At 57.1% G+C, this 16,107-nt stretch carries 14 protein-coding genes, 1 tRNA gene and 2 pseudogenes; 11 read left to right on the plus strand and 6 right to left on the minus strand.

Annotated features, from left to right (window positions below):
* Nucleotides 1-262: 262 nt before the first annotated feature.
* Together CC207_RS22285 and CC207_RS27915 are read left to right on the plus strand one after the other, a co-directional pair.
* Nucleotides 263-1,715, plus strand: a pseudogene (locus tag CC207_RS22285) (methylenetetrahydrofolate reductase C-terminal domain-containing protein); the annotation flags it as partial.
* Nucleotides 1,695-1,796 (plus strand): annotated as a pseudogene (locus CC207_RS27915) (type II toxin-antitoxin system RelB/DinJ family antitoxin); the annotation flags it as partial. The pseudogenes CC207_RS22285 and CC207_RS27915, both read left to right, overlap by 21 nt.
* A 15-nt stretch (nt 1,797-1,811) precedes the next feature.
* On the opposite strand, the gene CC207_RS22290 reads toward CC207_RS27915, so the two are convergent.
* Complete coding sequence (locus CC207_RS22290; RefSeq protein ID WP_088852775.1) at nt 1,812-2,576, minus strand: carbon-nitrogen hydrolase family protein; 765 nt, start codon at nt 2,574-2,576, stop codon at nt 1,812-1,814.
* Between the two features lie 199 nt (nt 2,577-2,775).
* On the opposite strand from CC207_RS22290, the gene CC207_RS22295 reads away from it, so the two are divergent.
* From CC207_RS22295 to CC207_RS22310, 5 genes are all read left to right on the plus strand, one after another.
* On the plus strand, nt 2,776-3,816 hold the full coding sequence (locus CC207_RS22295) for a DMT family transporter (protein ID WP_088852776.1): 1,041 nt from the start codon (nt 2,776-2,778) through the stop codon (nt 3,814-3,816).
* A gap of 160 nt (nt 3,817-3,976) precedes the next feature.
* On the plus strand, nt 3,977-4,996 hold the full coding sequence (locus CC207_RS22300; protein ID WP_088852777.1) for a hypothetical protein: 1,020 nt from the start codon (nt 3,977-3,979) through the stop codon (nt 4,994-4,996).
* Nucleotides 4,975-5,526 carry a hypothetical protein gene (locus CC207_RS22305; RefSeq protein WP_178080987.1) on the plus strand — a complete coding sequence of 184 codons (552 nt, stop codon included), beginning with the start codon at nt 4,975-4,977 and terminating at the stop codon, nt 5,524-5,526. Before CC207_RS22300 ends, CC207_RS22305 begins: the two co-directional genes overlap by 22 nt.
* Nucleotides 5,527-6,018: 492 nt before the next feature.
* Nucleotides 6,019-6,576 carry a hypothetical protein gene (locus tag CC207_RS26870; RefSeq protein ID WP_143496159.1) on the plus strand — a complete coding sequence of 186 codons (558 nt, stop codon included), beginning with the start codon at nt 6,019-6,021 and terminating at the stop codon, nt 6,574-6,576.
* Nucleotides 6,577-7,082: 506 nt separating this feature from the next.
* Entirely contained in the window at nt 7,083-7,679 is a 597-nt protein-coding gene (locus CC207_RS22310; RefSeq protein ID WP_259370155.1) for a hypothetical protein, read from the plus strand.
* A 182-nt stretch (nt 7,680-7,861) separates the two neighbouring features.
* Here CC207_RS22310 and CC207_RS22315 read toward each other — a convergent pair whose 3' ends face one another.
* Nucleotides 7,862-8,092: a hypothetical protein gene (locus CC207_RS22315; protein WP_062363944.1), complete on the minus strand. Its 231-nt coding sequence runs from the start codon at nt 8,090-8,092 to the stop codon at nt 7,862-7,864.
* Nucleotides 8,093-9,098: 1,006 nt separating this feature from the next.
* Between CC207_RS22315 and CC207_RS22320 the strand changes: the two genes are divergently transcribed.
* The 3 genes from CC207_RS22320 to CC207_RS26880 all read left to right on the plus strand — a co-directional run bounded on the left by CC207_RS22320 (nt 9,099) and on the right by CC207_RS26880 (nt 10,942).
* Complete coding sequence (locus CC207_RS22320; RefSeq protein WP_088852779.1) at nt 9,099-9,491, plus strand: hypothetical protein; 393 nt, start codon at nt 9,099-9,101, stop codon at nt 9,489-9,491.
* Nucleotides 9,492-9,943: 452 nt separating this feature from the next.
* Nucleotides 9,944-10,273: a hypothetical protein gene (locus CC207_RS26875; protein ID WP_143496160.1), complete on the plus strand. Its 330-nt coding sequence runs from the start codon at nt 9,944-9,946 to the stop codon at nt 10,271-10,273.
* 234 nt (nt 10,274-10,507) lie between these two features.
* Entirely contained in the window at nt 10,508-10,942 is a 435-nt protein-coding gene (locus CC207_RS26880; protein WP_145978890.1) for a hypothetical protein, read from the plus strand.
* A gap of 307 nt (nt 10,943-11,249) precedes the next feature.
* Here CC207_RS26880 and CC207_RS22325 read toward each other — a convergent pair whose 3' ends face one another.
* The 4 genes from CC207_RS22325 to CC207_RS22340 form a co-directional block, all read right to left on the minus strand.
* Nucleotides 11,250-12,935, minus strand: a complete 1,686-nt coding sequence (locus CC207_RS22325) for an AIPR family protein (RefSeq protein ID WP_062363942.1) — start codon at nt 12,933-12,935, stop codon at nt 11,250-11,252.
* Between the two features lie 184 nt (nt 12,936-13,119).
* A protein-coding gene (locus CC207_RS22330; RefSeq protein ID WP_088852780.1) for an IS3 family transposase occupies nt 13,120-14,270 on the minus strand; the annotation gives its coding sequence in 2 pieces (ribosomal slippage) (nt 13,120-14,036 and nt 14,036-14,270; 1,152 coding nt in all).
* Between the two features lie 357 nt (nt 14,271-14,627).
* Nucleotides 14,628-14,703: transfer RNA gene (locus CC207_RS22335), tRNA-Thr, on the minus strand.
* A gap of 58 nt (nt 14,704-14,761) precedes the next feature.
* The gene (locus CC207_RS22340) at nt 14,762-15,172 is read right to left on the minus strand and encodes a pilin (RefSeq protein ID WP_088852781.1); all 411 of its coding nucleotides are present in this window, start codon (nt 15,170-15,172) and stop codon (nt 14,762-14,764) included.
* Between the two features lie 227 nt (nt 15,173-15,399).
* On the opposite strand from CC207_RS22340, the gene CC207_RS22345 reads away from it, so the two are divergent.
* Nucleotides 15,400-16,107, plus strand: a 708-nt coding sequence (locus CC207_RS22345; protein ID WP_143496162.1) for a type II secretion system F family protein, incomplete at its 3' end; no start/stop codon positions are given.

Raw genomic sequence — 16,107 nt, forward strand, 5'->3', positions numbered from 1 at the left:
CCTGTGGGAGCGGCCTTGTGTCGCGAAATGGCCGCAAAGCGGCCACGGCGATCTGTGCATGAATGCTGAAATCCTGGGGCCGCTGCGCAGCCCTTTCCGACCGGTCCGACGCCTCGGCAAGGCCGTTCCCACAGGGATCTAGGCCACCTGACAGAGCGTTGTGAATGTCTCAACCAGCACAGTACCCCGCGCAATCAGACATGCCCCACCCGCCAATCTGCCGCACACTGCCACCCTGCCCCAACCCGGTAGCCCGTACCCAATGAGCCTGCTGAAAACGACCCTGGACGCCAACGCCTTCGCCTGCATCCTGGAATTCGTCCCCAAGCCCGGCGCCGAGCGTTTCGCCACCCTCGAAACCCTCATGGCCCGCACCCGGCTGTGTGGTTGGCCGATGACCGTAGCCATCGGCGACCGCGTCAGCAGCGCCCTGGACATGTCGCCGCTGGAGGCCTTCAGCAGGCTCGCGAACCCCGTTCCCGCCCTGCTGCACTTCTCCGGCAAGGACCGCGAACGCCGCGACCTGCTGGCCCAGTTGCAACGCATGGACGCCGCCGGCCTCGACCAGCTTCTGCTGCTGACCGGCGACCGCCTGCCCGGCCACACCCCCGGCGAACGCCCGGTACGCTACCTGGAATCCGTCGCCGCCCTGCAGATCGTCCGCCAGGCCCGTCCACACTGGCTGCTGGCCGCCGCGCTCAACCCGTTCAAGTACCAGGAAGCAGAAGGCGGCGCGCAGTACTGCAAGGCCGAAAAGAAACTCGCCGCCGGCGCCGACCTGTTCATCCTGCAGCTCGGTTTCGATATCGACAAACACCAGGAAGCCTTCGACTGGATGCAGCGCCAGCCCCGGCCCAAGCCGCTGATGGCCTGCATCATGGCGCTGACCGAGGGCCGCGCCGGGATGCTCGATCACGTTGCCGGGGTAACCGTCACGCCATCGATGCGCGCGCTGCTCGCCGCCGAAACGGCGGTGTCCAAGGCCCACGCCAGGGAACGCGCCAACCATCGCCTGGCCTTGCAGGTGATCGGCCTGAAGTTGATGGGCTATGCCGGCGTGCACCTGTCCGGTATCCACGAAGTGGCGCAGTTCGAAGCGCTGGAGCAGGCCATCGATGCGCTGCAGCCGCAGTTCACTTCACTGCAGGACTGGGCCCCGGCCTGGAAAGCGGCCTGGCAGGAAGCAAACCTAGCGCCGGTCACCTTCCATCCACCGGGGCACGCCTGGCGCCTCGGGCAACGGCAGATCACCGCGTCCAACAAGGAAAAGGCCCGCTATCACCTGCTCTCGGCGATGCACCATCAGTTGTTCAGCCGCACCACGGCCTTGAGCAAGGGCTTCGGCTGGGCCGTGACCCGGTCGCTGTGGGCCAACCCCATGGCGGCGCAGTGGCTGCATCGGCTGGAGCGACGTATCAAACGCCCGCTGGTGGGGTGCGATACCTGCGGCAGTTGCCGGCTGGAGGACACCCTCTACATCTGCCCCGAGACCTGCCCCAAAGGCCTGGCGAACGGGCCATGGCGGCACGAGCCTGGACCGTTGCGAGTTTGGCGACCGGGAGTGCGTGCACAGTGCCAAGTATCGGCTGGCGGTGAGCGTGGGCCGGACCGAGGTATTGCGCGAGCGGTTGATTCCTTGCGTGCAGGTGGAGAGCCGGCATCGCAGTTCGTGGCCGGTGTGGTTCGAGCCTGCGCCACTTGAGCCCACACCGATGAGCGACGACGACCTGCTTGCCAAAACACGGGAGCGCCTGGCTGCGCCACAACGAGTGAAGGTCTCACTGGACGACCTGTAGCCAGGCACGAGCGGATCAGCCTGCGTGCTGAGCCAGTGAAACCTCCACTCCCTGCCACTCCCCAGCCTGACCGGATACAACCAACAGCCGATTCCCGGTAGCTGAAGCAGCCACGACACACCGCCCCTGCTCGTCCCAGAACGCGCTGCGCCCAGCCGCCGCCCAGCCGCCCGTGGTGCCGCCATGATTGGCCATGAGCACCGCCATGGCATGCCGCTGCGCATAACCCTGCAGCAACGCGCTATCCGCCGGATACCCACCCTCCCCGATCAGCACACCTGTCGCATACACCTGCGCGCCGCGCTGCGCCGCCTTGGCGGCATGCTCCGGATGGCTGAAATCGGCGCACACCGACAAGGCCACGGACAGCCCGGAAACGGACAACAACTCACCGCCGCTCCCCGCACTGAAGAACACGTCCTCGCCGGTATGCAGGTGCTGCTTGGTATAGGCCGCAATCGAGCCATCCGGGTGGAGAATGCAGGCCGCAATTCGCGGCTTGTCCTGGCCCGGTACCGTGAGCGGCATCCCGACCACCGTGGTCATGCCCGCTTCCTGGGCAAGCTGGCGCAGTGGCGCCAGCAGCGGCGTGTCCAGATCCTGCGCCAGGCCACTGGCCAACGCGGGGGCATAGCCCGTGAGCGACAGTTCGGGGAAGAGCAACAGGTCCACGCCATGCTCATGGGCCTGGCGCATGAACGCCAGGTGCAAGGCCAGGTTGGCGGGGAGGTCGCCATCACCAATGGCGCATTGGGCGGCGGCAAAAACGGCTGATGGCATGGGCGTCTCCTGACAAGGTAAGTGGACTCTGCTCGGCTACCACCCAGAAGACAACTGTTACATCGACGATAGGATCAACGTGGGAGCGGGCTTGCCCCGCGATGGCTCTCCCACTGGCCCCACAGCGTGGCTCCAGCCCTTGTGCGGAAAGGCTATGATGCTCTCCTGCACGCAATCAGCCTGACAGGGCGGCCCCATCATGAATCTGAGTGTTCTCTACGCGTTGGTTGCAGCCGCACTGTTTGGCGCAAGCACACCGCTCGCCAAACTGTTGGGTGTCGATACCCCGCCCATCCTGCTGGCCGGGCTGCTCTACCTGGGCAGCGGCGTCGGCCTGACCCTCGTCCGTCTGGTGCGCGATCGCGGTTGGCAGCGGCCCGGGCTGCCTGCCGGAGAATGGCCCTGGTTGCTAGGTGCGATCTTCTTTGGCGGCGTGCTTGCGCCTGTGGCGCTGATGTTCGGGCTCACTCGCACAGCGGGGGCCACTGCATCGTTGATGCTCAATCTCGAGTCGGTCCTCACGGCAGTGCTGGCATGGGTGGTGTTCAAGGAAAACGCCGACCGCCGGATCGTGATCGGTATGATCGCCATCGTCCTGGGCGGTATCGTACTGTCATGGCCGCAAGAGACCGCGGTGGACCATGACTGGACCGGGCCGCTGGCGGTGGCATTCGCCTGCCTTTGCAGGGCGATCGACAACAACCTGACCCGCAAAGTCTCCGCCTCCGACGCGCTGTTCATCGCTGGCATCAAAGGCCTGGCGGCGGGCGTGGTCAATGGCGGCCTGGCCTTGGCCATCGGCTCGCAACTGCCGGCCCTGGGCACGCTGGGGTCGATCCTGCTGGTTGGGTTTCTTGGGTATGGCGTCAGCCTGGTGCTGTTCGTCCTGGCCCTTCGCGGGTTGGGGAGTGCGCGTACCGGGGCGTATTTTTCCACAGCGCCGTTCCTGGGCGCGGCGGTCGCGATCCTGATGCTGGGTGAGTCGGTGTCCGTGATATTCCTGCTCGCCGCGGCGTTGATGGCCTTGGGTGTGTGGATTCACCTGATGGAAAACCATGTTCATGAGCATCAGCATGAGCCCCTCGATCATAGCCATCGGCATACGCACGACGAGCACCATCAGCATGAGCATGACTTCGAGTGGGACGGTACCGAGCCGCACAGCCACCCGCATGTGCATGCGCCGATTCGACATAGCCATGCGCATTTTCCGGATGTTCATCATCGGCATAGGCACTGAGCCAGCCAGGATAAGGGGACTGTTTTTTCTCATCCGTCAGCGGTAGAGAACTTCGTCCCGCTTTCCGTTCTATGAATCATCACCTGTTAACCCTATTTTTGATTTGTTAACCACTGAGGTTTACAGTGCAAAACATGACTTAACACGGCACACCCTCGACATGGCTAACCCACACAAGGAAACCCAGCGCTACCTTGAGTCCGTCCTCGGTATACCCACTCACCTGAAACCGGTATCCCCCAGGCTCCCCTACCATCTTCTGGACGCCTACACGTGCTCCGAACTCACCCTCCAGTTCAAGCCGGCGCCGCTGGTGGTGTTGCTGCTCTTACCCTGCAATCCAACCTATCCAGGCGCAGTTACCCTTACCAAACACATCGCCCAGATAAGCCAAGCTACCCACGCCACACCCGTTTACGTCTGCCCTGCTTTGTCCGCTGCCGACCGCCGCAGCCTGATCAGCCACCAGCTCAATTTCATCCAGCCTGGCTATCAACTATTCATCCCCGAACTGGCCATGGACCTGCGCGAACGTGTTCGCCAACGCCGCGTGCAGACAGCCATCACCGCACTGCTCCCCGCCGCCCAGGCCATGTTGCTGGCCCGCCTCTATCGAGGAGGGATCAACGACACGCCATTCCCGGCCAGCGCACTCCTGGGTGACCTGAACTACAGCCGCGTGACCCTCTCGAAGGTCGTGGAGCAACTGCTTCAGGCAGGCCTGCTGATCGCCAGCCAACCCAAAGGCGCGGTGCAGGCCTATGCCTTCAGCGCCAGCGCCCCCGAGCTGTTCAAACAGGCTCGGCCTTACATGCGCTCCCCGGTGAAACGTAAGGTCGCAATTTCCGCTGAACCAGCTCTAGGCCATGGTGTTTTCCTGGCTGGTGAAACCGCCCTGGCCAGCCAAACGCTCTTGGCCGCACCCGCGCAGCCCGTCTACGGCATGACCAAGCAGCGTTTTGATGCACTGCTTGTCGATGGCTCGCTGCACCTCAGCCAATCAGTGGACGATACCCGGGCGTGGGTGGAAATCTGGGCCTACGATAACCTCGATACATCCGGCAACCATGCCGATGCAGCTTCCCTGTTCCTGAGCCTGGACAATGGCCAGGACGAGCGGATCCAGATGGCGCTCGATGAACTGAGGGAGCGGGTGGAATGGTTGGGGTCAGGGGACTAACGCTTTTCGGGCAGCACTTCAGCCGCTATCGCGATCAGTACGTGTTGATTGGCGGAGTGGCATCATCACTTGTGATGGACGAGGCCGGTGTCTCATTCAGGACTACCAAGGACCTCGATATCGTTCTGGTCATCGAAGCGCTGGACAGCCAGTTCGTCGCGGCGTTCTGGGCATTCGTCCACAGCGGTGGCTACCAGATCCGCCAAGCCAGCACCGCGCGCCCAGTGTTCTATCGGTTCCAGAACCCCACGGACGAAACCTACCCCGCACAGCTCGAACTGTTCTCGCGAACGCCAGATGAGTTCGACCACCCCGAGCACGCCACACTGACTCCAATCCCCACCGACGAATCCGTCTCAAGCCTCTCGGCAATCCCGCCCAGCATCGCAAGTGAGATCAACGCAATACCTGTAGGAGCGGGCTTGCCCCGCGATGGGCCGCAAAGCGGCCCTGTTATCGCTGGGCCCAACTCAGGTCACGTTCCCTTATCGCTTTCAGCCTCCCGAACTGCTCGCTGGCCAACCGGCTGATGATCCGGACCGCATTTAGCAACACCCGTCGCAAAGTGAAGTACTCAATTGCAGGATGGGATCCTTTGTGCCTCATATTGCTGAACCTAGGTACTTAAGAATTCGGAAAACCCTAAAACTTAGAAAGTCAATCATCATTGACCATCTTAATCTAAACTGCTCAAATTAGGTGAATAGCAGCCATGCTCACCGCCTCAACAACCAATTTACAGCCTAAAAACCGCCATAGAAAACTCGACATAGACAATTAATATCACACGCTAACCACATTCATACTGAGCCGAGCCCAACATGAAAACAAGAAGACTACCCATCATCAACTACTTCCCGCTATTTTACTCCCCCGTACAGCGACAACCAAATCCGTTTCTTTTTAGACGTACAGATGAAAGTATCGAAGAGCCACCTCGCCCTACAAGACTGACACTTAGTAAACCTATTGATTTCGCAAAATGTGCGGCTCGCCACATGGGGTTTTGTGGATCACTGGACATGGACATTGAACATCACCTTGAGCAGAGCGACGAGTATTCAGAGTGGTTACACCAGATGCCGTCAGATGCAAACGCCCGCGAGATACTAAGGTCTCGAGTATATAATGTAGATCGTATCAACTTGTTTGAGGAATTTTCGGGGCTTCCTACATTGAGCCCCGGGCAGACGCTATTCCATGGTGGAGATTGGCCAGAGGCTCTTGAGATCGGGTCAGAAACACCCGTGAACTTCTTTCTCTCAACTAGCTTGACTGCTGTTACCGCTGCCGCCCACGCGACAGACAGTGGAAAGAAAGAAATCGGCCCTTATCACGTCTGGGTCATTGAAATTGGCGAAAGCTTTGTGAATTCGGTCTATGCTTTTGACATATTTTCCGACAATGACTGGCGACACGAAATGGAGGTGTTAATATCACCCAATTTTTTCGCCAAATTAATTGACTTTGAAGCTGTCGGGGACTTCATATTCTTGAAAGTTGTTTTTGAGTCCCGTCCCTGTCAAGGACAGTCTCAACGAAGCAATAGAACAAGCCTAAAGGCGGGAAAAACTTTTTAACAGTCTACTCTCGGCAGGGCCGGAAAGCGGCCCTACGACGTCCACTCCTTGAAAGATCACCGACCAACCGACGGGTGATCCTGATTGTCGGCATGGACGCTCTCCAGATTGCAAAACGCCCAAGGGCTCGGCACGTCCTGGATAAGGTGGACGGCTTACTGCCTTGGGCGGGATGCGCGAAAAATAGGCCGAGAGGAGGAACGCGTCAACGCACGCTCGCCTCATCAATTGTATCCACATGCGTCTCTTCAAGGTCGGCCTGGATGTCGCCACAACTGGTCCAGTAACCCCAGTTTTGCACGCCTGATAGGACTGCAGACCTTCATGCTCAGCAGCTCCGCCACTTCGGTCTCACCGACAATACCCTCCCCTAGCACGGTAGATCAGCTGCTGGAGAAGCCACATGGTTTCCGGTACACCACTGGCCGCTGATTCATATGCATCCCCAAAGCATGTATAAAGCGCCAGCAACCCGCGCCCCCGACGTCTGCCAAAGGAACCCCGTCATGCTTCGGCCCTTGATGCCAGCCCTGCTCCTGCTGCTTGCCGGCTGCGCCACCAAGCCGCCCGCCAACCCCGACAACCTCTGCGAGATCTTCCGCGAGAAGCCGAAATGGCACGAGGCGGCGCTGAAGATGCAGGCGCGCTGGGGTGCGCCGGTGCAGGTGCCGATGGCGATGATGTACCAGGAGTCCTCGTTCAAGCACGACGCCCTGCCGCCGCGCTACTACTTCCTCGGCTTCATCCCCTGGGGCCGGGTCAGCACTGCCTACGGCTACGCCCAGGCCAAGGACGAGACCTGGGCCGACTACAAGCGCGATGCCGGCGGCTGGGGCGCCGCCCGCGACGACTTCGCCGACGCCCTCGACTTCATGGGCTGGTACATGCAGAAGAGCCAGCAGGTCAACGGCGTGTCCAAGTGGGACGCCTATGGCCAGTACCTGAATTACCACGAAGGCTGGGGCGGCTACCGCAACCGCAGCTACGACGCCAAGCCGTGGTTGAAGAATGTGTCGCAGAAGGTGCAGGCGCGGGCGTCGGTGTTTGGGGCGCAGTACCGGAGTTGCGAGCAGGAGCTCGCGCGGGGTGGGTGGTTCTGGTAGGGCCTGACGCAGGTGTGCTTTGAGCATGTTGGCCTGCTCAGTTAGCGCGTCGCCACTAACGAGGCTGCTGTGCAGAACGCACCGCCGCTCCAACAGGACTGCGCAAAATCTAAAGCTAACGCCGTACCTGAGCGGCCTTGTGTCGCGAAAGGGCCGCAAAGCGGCCCCAATACTCCGCAGCATCAATCCCCAGAAACACCCTCCTCCTTCATCGCCTCCAGCTTGCCAAACTGCTCACTGGCCAACCGGCTGATGATCCGGATCGCCTGGTGAATCCCCGCCGTGTTGCGAAAGCTCAGCTGCGGGTTGTGCTCGCACTCCAGCACCTCGTCATGCTGAACCAGCGCCTCGCCGAGCAGTTCGAGGGTCCAGACGTAGCTCTGGAGGGTAGACAGGCGTTCATGGTCAGGCATGGGGCACCTCCCGGTTGGCGCGGGTGGCGAGGGAGTGGCTGTCGATCGGGTAGAAGGTTGGGGATGGGGTGGCCGCGGGGGTTGGGCGGCGGAGAGCGGATGCGAGGATCCTGTACAGATTTGCGAAATGCATGCATGAGGTCCTTTTCGGTTGAAGCACCACACCATCGTCGCCAAACGAATAGGGTGGCAGCTGTACGCAGGTTGGCGAACCGAGGAAAAGGAACCCGGCAGACCCGAAGGTCTCCCACGCACAGCCGCCATTACACGGAACTGCGGACGTCAAAAAAAGCGCCTGCAATCGTGGTCGGGGCGCCGTTGCGCCTTTTTCGGTCGGGTCGCCAAACCCGGTCGCGGAAATGGCCGCGACGGAGGGAATTTATTCCTTGGGGGCTGCTAATGCAAGCTTAGGACGGCTGGGAAAAGGCAATGGAGGCTGCGGGAAATTGCCTACATTGTAACAAATGGGCAGTGAGCCTTTCACGCGACAGGCCCAACCTCACCACATGAAGCTGAATCGGAGAGAAGCGAGCAGTGCGGAGACAGACAGACGGACGGTTGTTGGTCGTGAGGGCCCGGTTTTCGCGGAGCTGGAATTTGGTGGATTTTCTGTTGTACCTCATAGGGTATCTATAAATAGATCAGCTACTTATGGCTTTTAATGGAATCGAATCGGGAATTGCGGAGGTCCAGTGAGAGCTAGGCCCACCCGCTTCAAACACTACGTGAGGAACGGCGAAAACGACCCATTACGGCCATTTACAGATGTCTGCTATCGACCCACAGCTGTCGTTCATGCTGACAGCGACTGGTCAGGAGCTACCGTCAAGCGCCTACTAATTTAGGGGCGACTCAGTAGACGCCGTCGCCATTGTGTGAGGTCTCGCCGCGCCACCATGCGCAGAAGCTTGCAGGGCTAGAATCAAGAACAGGTATGGAGTAAGTTATTTCCTTGATGTCATATGGCCTCTATCGTGTTCCAGGTCTCAGTCAAGGAGTGGGTTACATGGGTCTGTTCAGTTCGATAGACGAATTCTTCTTTGGCCCTCCAGGTGTGGCTGGCGGTCTTGTGGGCGATGTCGTAGATGCGATCTCTGAGAGTCCGGGCAAAACCATCGCTGTCGTCGCTGCGACCGTAGCAACCGGAGGCGCTGCGTTGGTTGCAGCTCCAGCGATTGCGGCAACAGCTGGTGCAGCGGGGCTGTTGGGTGCAGCAAGCACAGGTACCGCGATCAGCACACTTTCCGGTGCAGCATTGACTAACGCTTCGCTCGCAGCGCTTGGTGGGGGGGCTGTTGCTGCCGGAGGTGGCGGCATGGCAGTCGGTACTGCCGTTGTTGCTGGCACAGGGGCAGCCGTAGGTGCGGGCGTATCGGGCACGATTGCAGCAAAGAGCTGAATGGCGCTCAAAGTCTGGTGAAGTAAGAGTGCGACCTCTACTGAGTCGGACCTTTTGCTGGTCCAGGTAGAAAAGGGGACAGGTAGAAAAGCAGAAAATGGAACAGATTTATTTTCAAACTCGCACTATCGAAAAATAAATCTGTCTCTTTTTCGTCTCTTTTTAGTCCAAGTTTAATAAGGTAGTGAGAGCACTATCCTAGTGCAATGTCAGAGTTGACTCTCAATAGCATAGGCGTGATATATGGCTTAATCGAAAAGCACCCGGCGCGGTTTAGTATACTATTTATTTCTTGCGATGCTTACTCAAAAAAATTACTTTTATAAACACCATGCCCGCAGCAGTCGGCATATAGCAATGCTCTCAACTGTCGCTCACTTCGCTCACTGGTCATCCAAAGTCTGCGCTTTGGACGCCCGTTAGCTTGATTGTTAGGCTACTAGAGGTCTCATATGAAAATTTCTCGTTATGGTTCAACCGCAAATCATGGCACTAGCACCATAGATCTTAAAAAAATCCGGGTGGCGTGGGATGAAGATAAAAATAGCGTAATCATACAATCCAATAGCGTTAGGGACTTCAATACCGACTCAAATCACAACTATCGAATTGATATATCCCTAGATGAGTTGGCTGGCATTATTAGCATGCTCGGTTCTGAAGGGGTTGACTCATGCCCCGATGAAATTGAGCACGAATTCGAGAAACACATAAAGTCGCTAAACAGGATTGTTTTTGCGGCTTCTGGGATTCTTACCAAATCCAGTGATAATGTAGCCTGACAAGTGCTTAAAGCCGTTTGCTGCGCTCACTGGCATGGGCTAAATCCGGCCTCTTAATCAAAGATTAGTATTGACTCCAATATTGCTATTTATTCGGAATTATTACTTATGGCAAATGGTTTTACTGAGTTCCTCGTGGCCGCAAACTCTTCGGCGCCCCGCACACTATTTGAGTCAATTCGCCTAGTTGGCAATGCGTCTTCCGGCTTTTGCAAGAGCTGGCTTGCTCAGGATATGTCCGATGCACTTGCAACTAGTGAGGAAGCCTTCGGACTTCTAGATCACATTCAGAACGAATTGCTCAGGCATCGTGATCGACTCGACAAGCTGCCTGGCTGGCAGGGATCGCCTTTGCAAGTGGCACTTCAAAAAAAAGTTGGGGATTTGGTTGATCCTGCCAGTGCTGTAGAAAAGGCGGCGTTTCTAGCGCAAGTAGCGGGTAGTGGTTCGATACCTATGGGCGCAACAGTTAAGGATTTGCGGCTTGTTGATGCACTGAATAAGCTCAAGCACCGTGGCTCAAATACTGTCAACTTTTCCGTTGGTGGAAGCGGGCAACACCTGCTTGTCTTCTTCACGCATGGTGGGATGGGTCGCCCCGACACTATATCAAGCTTCGACGTGGATGTTTTTTGTCGCGCATGCAAGCTTGCGGCCACAGCAGTATGACGGCTGACCCACCATTCCAGAGTTAGGTTAAGCAGAAAAAAGGACAAATTTATTGTCAAGCCTCGCGCTATCGAAAAATAAATCTGTCCCTTTTTTCTTTAAACTAAGAACCTGCGCAAAGCCATAGCTTTGAGCCGAGTGAGGGCAAATAATTGGTGAGGAGGCGTCAAAACGCTGCTTATTGCGCGTCCAAGGCAGCTTGCTCGGAGTTTCCCAAGGTGAAGGAGGCGTGCCGGTTGATGCATCAACATATAGCCGGCCCGCCGTAAGCTCCTATAAAGTCCAGTCGTAGCCTGTTAAATTAAGTTTACACCGTAGCGACATCGAATATGGTTTTACTCATGGTCGGATTTTTAAATAGCACTGCTAAAAACTTGCCCGGGTATTGCGTCTCGATACTGTCAACCATACTTAAGTGAATAGCTTCGCACTTATCACCCACCTTCATATCCGACAAAGTGCTTTTGAAGTCAGCAATTGGTTGAGAAAGCTTCTCAATACCTATCTTTTTCATTACTGCTGCGGTCAAGATCCTGTTGCCATGGACTAGAACACCCCAGCTCGGCCCGCTTTTCTTGGGTAATGTACTTTTCTTCTGGTCAATCCACTTTTCAACTTCTCTCAGAAGGAGGGTTGCATTGAAAGATTTTGCGCCACTGGTTTGCGGATTGAAAAGTGTTTTGTATGGGGCTTTCTTTAAGTCAGCAAAAAATCTACCAATCCCTGTTTTTATTTGTACCGCAAGATTTGAATCGCCTGTTGCACATGCCAGCGCTGTTGTGACTTCTACTAGCTCACAGGCGGTGGCAGTTGGCACGGAGTCATCACTTCGTACAAATTGGTAATCTATGCCCTCAATGGCCATCTCTTGCCTAATACGCTTCTGCTCAGCGTCCTGTGCAACGAAATCACGTGGTTCAACACGGTTCTGTAAATTATTCGTTCGAGTTACCTCTGCCCCAAATCCATCCGGAGCATCCTTCAGGAGGATTACTCTAATGGGTACTCGTAGCTTTCCAAGCTGCTCGTCTTCATCCACCTTAGCCAAAGAGCTCACTGTTTGAGCTCCGTTGACAATTGAAGCTCCTTTGAACGTGAACACTCCTGCGGAGCGTGATGCAGCGGTGGCTGGGGCCTTTAGTGCCTCGTTCGCAACGAGGGTGATGCCATTATTAAAATACCAGAATTTCAGCGGTGTGTTAGATGCTGAGGTCTTTATCTCACTGTTAACTTCTGTACTGCCTAGTGAGTGACGGATGTTGGATGAAACTAAGCTCTTGCCGTGAGCCTTCCACCACGATTTTAGCGATAAGCCATCGATCATCCCGAAATATGCGGGGTAGGGTGATGCAATATAGGACCATTCAAGTATGGTGGCATCTACGGCAACGTTGCTTTGAGATAAATCGCTCGCTAAGCCGTTGTAGACTTCAGTTAAGCCGAGAATGGTTTTGCTTGCTATAGCATCTGGATCGTCGCCATTCAACTCTGAGATAAAATCATCAAGGACAGCATTCCCATGTTTCGCCAAGTTACTAGCCCCCGTTGACGAAACTATCATCTCTACTGAGGTGCCGGGAGTATTGATGCGCAACGCGATGTCGCTGAATTTGGCTTGGAGACGTTTGTGAAAATTGGTTGAGTCTTGTTCTATAGCATCTCTAACGCCTTTAACAAAACTACCCAAATCTTTGGCTTCTGGCTCCCCAGATCCTTTATTGATCCACTTTGACTGGACAAAAATTACTCGCATGTCTGAAGCATCAAAGTATGCAGCGTCAATGCCGTTATCGTCGCCTCCATCCCAAACGGAATCTGCAGCTTCTTTTTCTGTGCAGCCTGTACTCAAATAGACTGTGAAAGCAGCCAAGCATCTGCTAAGTACTTTATTGTCGCGATCTGTATCTTTTTCGCTGACATCACTTAGATCTAGGTGCTGTTCAAACATTGAGGTGAGCTTTCCACGAATCTGATTTACTTTTAAAGCAGACATCCTTGATCCTTTTGCTAGTCGTGTTAAGTAATTCTTCTGGGTTTTATAAACTCTTAAATTAATAGCGTATTTCTCCCACTCATGTCAACATGATACACGATGGATGAGCTCACCGACTTGTAGCTTCGGCCTCGGAATCAGTGTCAAATGATTGTAACGTTCAGTCTGAATCGCCCCTGGTTTCCTAGACACTCTCCAAGCTCAGAAAATAGCGTTTCTCATACTCTACTGGAGACAGCTGCATAGCACTGCTGTGTCGACGCTTGGGGTTATAGAACATCTCGATGTAATCGAAAATATCACTTCGGGCTTCGTCACGCGTTGCGTAGATCTTTCGTCGGATTCGCTCCCGCTTCAAAAGCTGGAAAAAGCTCTCGGCTACGGCATTGTCGTGGCAGTTTCCCCGTCGGCTCATGCTGCTGATCACATTGTTGGCCTTCAGGAAGCTTTGCCAATCTGAGCTACTGAACTGACTGCCTTGGTCTGAGTGAATCATCACTTGCTGCTGTGGCTTGCGTCGCCACACGGCCATCAGCATGGCGTCGATGGCCAGGTCGCTGCTCATCCTGGGCTTCATTGACCAACCAATGACTTGGCGAGAGAACAGATCCAACACTACCGCCAGGTACAGCCACCCTTCATAGGTGCGGATGTAGGTGATATCGGTCACCCAGACCTTATTCGGCTCACTGACCTTGAACTGCCGGGCCAGATGGTTGGGCGATGCCACTGTTGGTTTTCCGCCATAAAACCCAGGACGACGGCGATAGCCCGTTTGCGAACGCAGCCCCTCTGCCTGCATCAAGCGACCGACTCGATTTCGCCCACAGATCTCTCCCAGCTCTCGAAGGTCATCGTGAATCTTGCGATAGCCATACACGCCTCCGCTTTCTAACCAGGCCTGCTTGATCAAGCCAAGCAGGCGTTGATCTTCTTTGGCTCGGGCAGATTGAGGCTCGGCCAGCCAAGCGTAGTAGCCGCTGGGATGCACCTTGAGGGTTTGACAAAGACGCCGCACCGGGTAATCGATCGAGTGCTTCTTGATGAAGGCGTACTTCAGCCGCACTCCTTGGCAAAGTACGCGGCGGCCTTCTTTAAGATGTCTCGCTCTTCCGTCACCCGCTTGAGTTCAGCGCGCAGCTTGCGCAGTTCGGCCTGCTGATCATCGTCGTGCTGACGCTGCTCTTGGGGCTTGCTGTAGACCTTGATCCACGCGTAAAGACTGTGCACGGACATGCCCAAGCGCTGAGCGACATCGGCGACAGGTTTGCCTTTCTCGGTCACTTGCTTGACCGCTTCGATCTTGAATTCTTCAGGGTAACGCTGACGACTCATGGCACCTCCTATTTGGGCCTCATTATGAGGCTTGGAGGTGTCTACGAAACCAGGGGCGATTCACCTTAAGGTCAGAACCCAGTCAAATCAACGGCCATATGGTGGGGCCTATCGACTGTCCCTACGTCAGTGAGCGCCAGCTTCACTGCTGCCGGATTCGGGGGGCCAATTACTGGCAAGCCATTCCCAAACATGCGCGGTTGCAGTCCTCGGTGCTCATCCTCGAAGATTTGCCTGTATAGGTCAAACCACCAGTACTCGGTAATTTGTTTCAGCGGGCGACTCGCCTTGCCCTAGGCCTATCGCCTTTTCCAAGACACAAAAAAGGCCTGCATCGCTGCAAGCCTTCTTGATTTCTGGTGCCGGAGACAGGAATCGAACCTGCGACCTTCGCGTTACGAGTGCGCTGCTCTACCGACTGAGCTACACCGGCGTGTTGCGCAACGTACCATTGCCGTGTCCGTTACGCAAACCCCTGTTTCACCTCACTTTCACGGTGCCTTGCAGCCATTCGGCGCGAGGTCTTCCTCCACCGTGGTCACGCAGCTCCACCCCGCCTGGGTGCGGGCCAGGGTCACGGTCTTGCCCAGCACATTGGCCGGTGCATCGGCCAGGGTGCAGGCGATGCTGGCGGAGCCGTCGGCCGCCGTGCCGCTGGCGGTGATCGCGCAATGGGCGGTGGCGGGCTGGCCGCCGAGGCTGGCGACGTCGGGCACGTCCTTACCTTCGTTCAGGCGGATGTCCATCGGCGTTTTCAGCGCGGAGATTTCCAGCAGCGCCGCCGCGGCTTTGGCCCGGGCCTGGTGGTTGGTATACATGGGGATGGCGATGGTCGCCAGGATGCCGATGATCGCCACGACGATCATCAGTTCGATCAGGGTGATACCTCGTTGCCCTTTCATGAACGGTCTTCCTTCGTAATACATGGAGGCGCGGTCGGCGCATGTTCATCTTTTCGGCGCCCCGGCCGGCAGGCGCGCAGTAGGCCTGAACCGACACCTTTTGTCACCCCTGCACGGCAGGGCGTCATCTTCGCTGAACTACTCTAGTGAGCGTCATGGAAACGCGCCCGCTCCCGGGCCCGGCAAGCTGTTACGGGGCTTGTCGCCGCACTGCAAAGGACCTTCGCATGCCACCGTCTACCCGCCTCTACGCCTGGGAGGGCATCGATGCCTCCGGCGCTCGTCAACACGGCCAGCAACCGGGGCGCAGCCCGGCGTTCGTGCAGACCTGGCTGCAACGCCAGGGCATCCGAGCCACGCGGGTGAGGTTGGCGGGTGGGTTGCAGTGGCGGTGGCCGCAGCGGGCGGGCAAGGCGGATGCGCCGGGGTTCAGCCGGCAGCTGGCGACCTTGCTGACTGCGGGGGTGCCGTTGTTGCAGGCGTTCGAGGTGATGGCGCGCAGCACGGTGGACAGCGGCATGGCGGCGTTGCTGGCGCGATTGAAGCAGGATGTGGCGGCGGGGCTGGGGCTGGCGGAGGCGTTGCAGCGGCATCCGGCGTGGTTCGATGCGCTGTACTGCAACCTGGTGCGGGTGGGCGAGCAGTCGGGCACGCTGGACCGGCAACTGGAGCAGATGGCGGGGATGTTGGAGAAACGCAAGGCGCTGCGGCAGAAGGTGCGCAAGGCGATGCTGTATCCGGCGCTGTTGCTGCTGACCGGGCTCGGGGTGGCGGCGTTGTTGCTGCTGGAGGTGGTGCCGCGCTTTCAGGGGCTGTTTGCCAGTTTCGACAAGGCGTTGCCGGCGTTCACCCAGTGGGTGATCGATTTATCCACAGGCCTGGGCAATCACGTGGGGTGGCTGGTGCTGTTGATAACTGTGCTGGGGGGTGGCGGG

This window comes from Pseudomonas sp. DrBHI1 (assembly GCF_002205115.1).
Taxonomy (GTDB): domain Bacteria; phylum Pseudomonadota; class Gammaproteobacteria; order Pseudomonadales; family Pseudomonadaceae; genus Aquipseudomonas; species Aquipseudomonas mosselii.

Coding starts and splice junctions, on each gene's coding strand:
- CC207_RS22290 (WP_088852775.1), bottom strand. CDS start 2,576: ATGCCATCAGCCGTTTTTGCCGCCGCCCAATGCGCCATTGGTGATGGC.
- CC207_RS22295 (WP_088852776.1), top strand. CDS start 2,776: ATGAATCTGAGTGTTCTCTACGCGTTGGTTGCAGCCGCACTGTTTGGC.
- CC207_RS22300 (WP_088852777.1), top strand. CDS start 3,977: ATGGCTAACCCACACAAGGAAACCCAGCGCTACCTTGAGTCCGTCCTC.
- CC207_RS22305 (WP_178080987.1), top strand. CDS start 4,975: ATGGTTGGGGTCAGGGGACTAACGCTTTTCGGGCAGCACTTCAGCCGC.
- CC207_RS26870 (WP_143496159.1), top strand. CDS start 6,019: ATGGACATTGAACATCACCTTGAGCAGAGCGACGAGTATTCAGAGTGG.
- CC207_RS22310 (WP_259370155.1), top strand. CDS start 7,083: ATGCTTCGGCCCTTGATGCCAGCCCTGCTCCTGCTGCTTGCCGGCTGC.
- CC207_RS22315 (WP_062363944.1), bottom strand. CDS start 8,092: ATGCCTGACCATGAACGCCTGTCTACCCTCCAGAGCTACGTCTGGACC.
- CC207_RS22320 (WP_088852779.1), top strand. CDS start 9,099: ATGGGTCTGTTCAGTTCGATAGACGAATTCTTCTTTGGCCCTCCAGGT.
- CC207_RS26875 (WP_143496160.1), top strand. CDS start 9,944: ATGAAAATTTCTCGTTATGGTTCAACCGCAAATCATGGCACTAGCACC.
- CC207_RS26880 (WP_145978890.1), top strand. CDS start 10,508: ATGTCCGATGCACTTGCAACTAGTGAGGAAGCCTTCGGACTTCTAGAT.
- CC207_RS22325 (WP_062363942.1), bottom strand. CDS start 12,935: ATGTCTGCTTTAAAAGTAAATCAGATTCGTGGAAAGCTCACCTCAATG.
- CC207_RS22340 (WP_088852781.1), bottom strand. CDS start 15,172: ATGAAAGGGCAACGAGGTATCACCCTGATCGAACTGATGATCGTCGTG.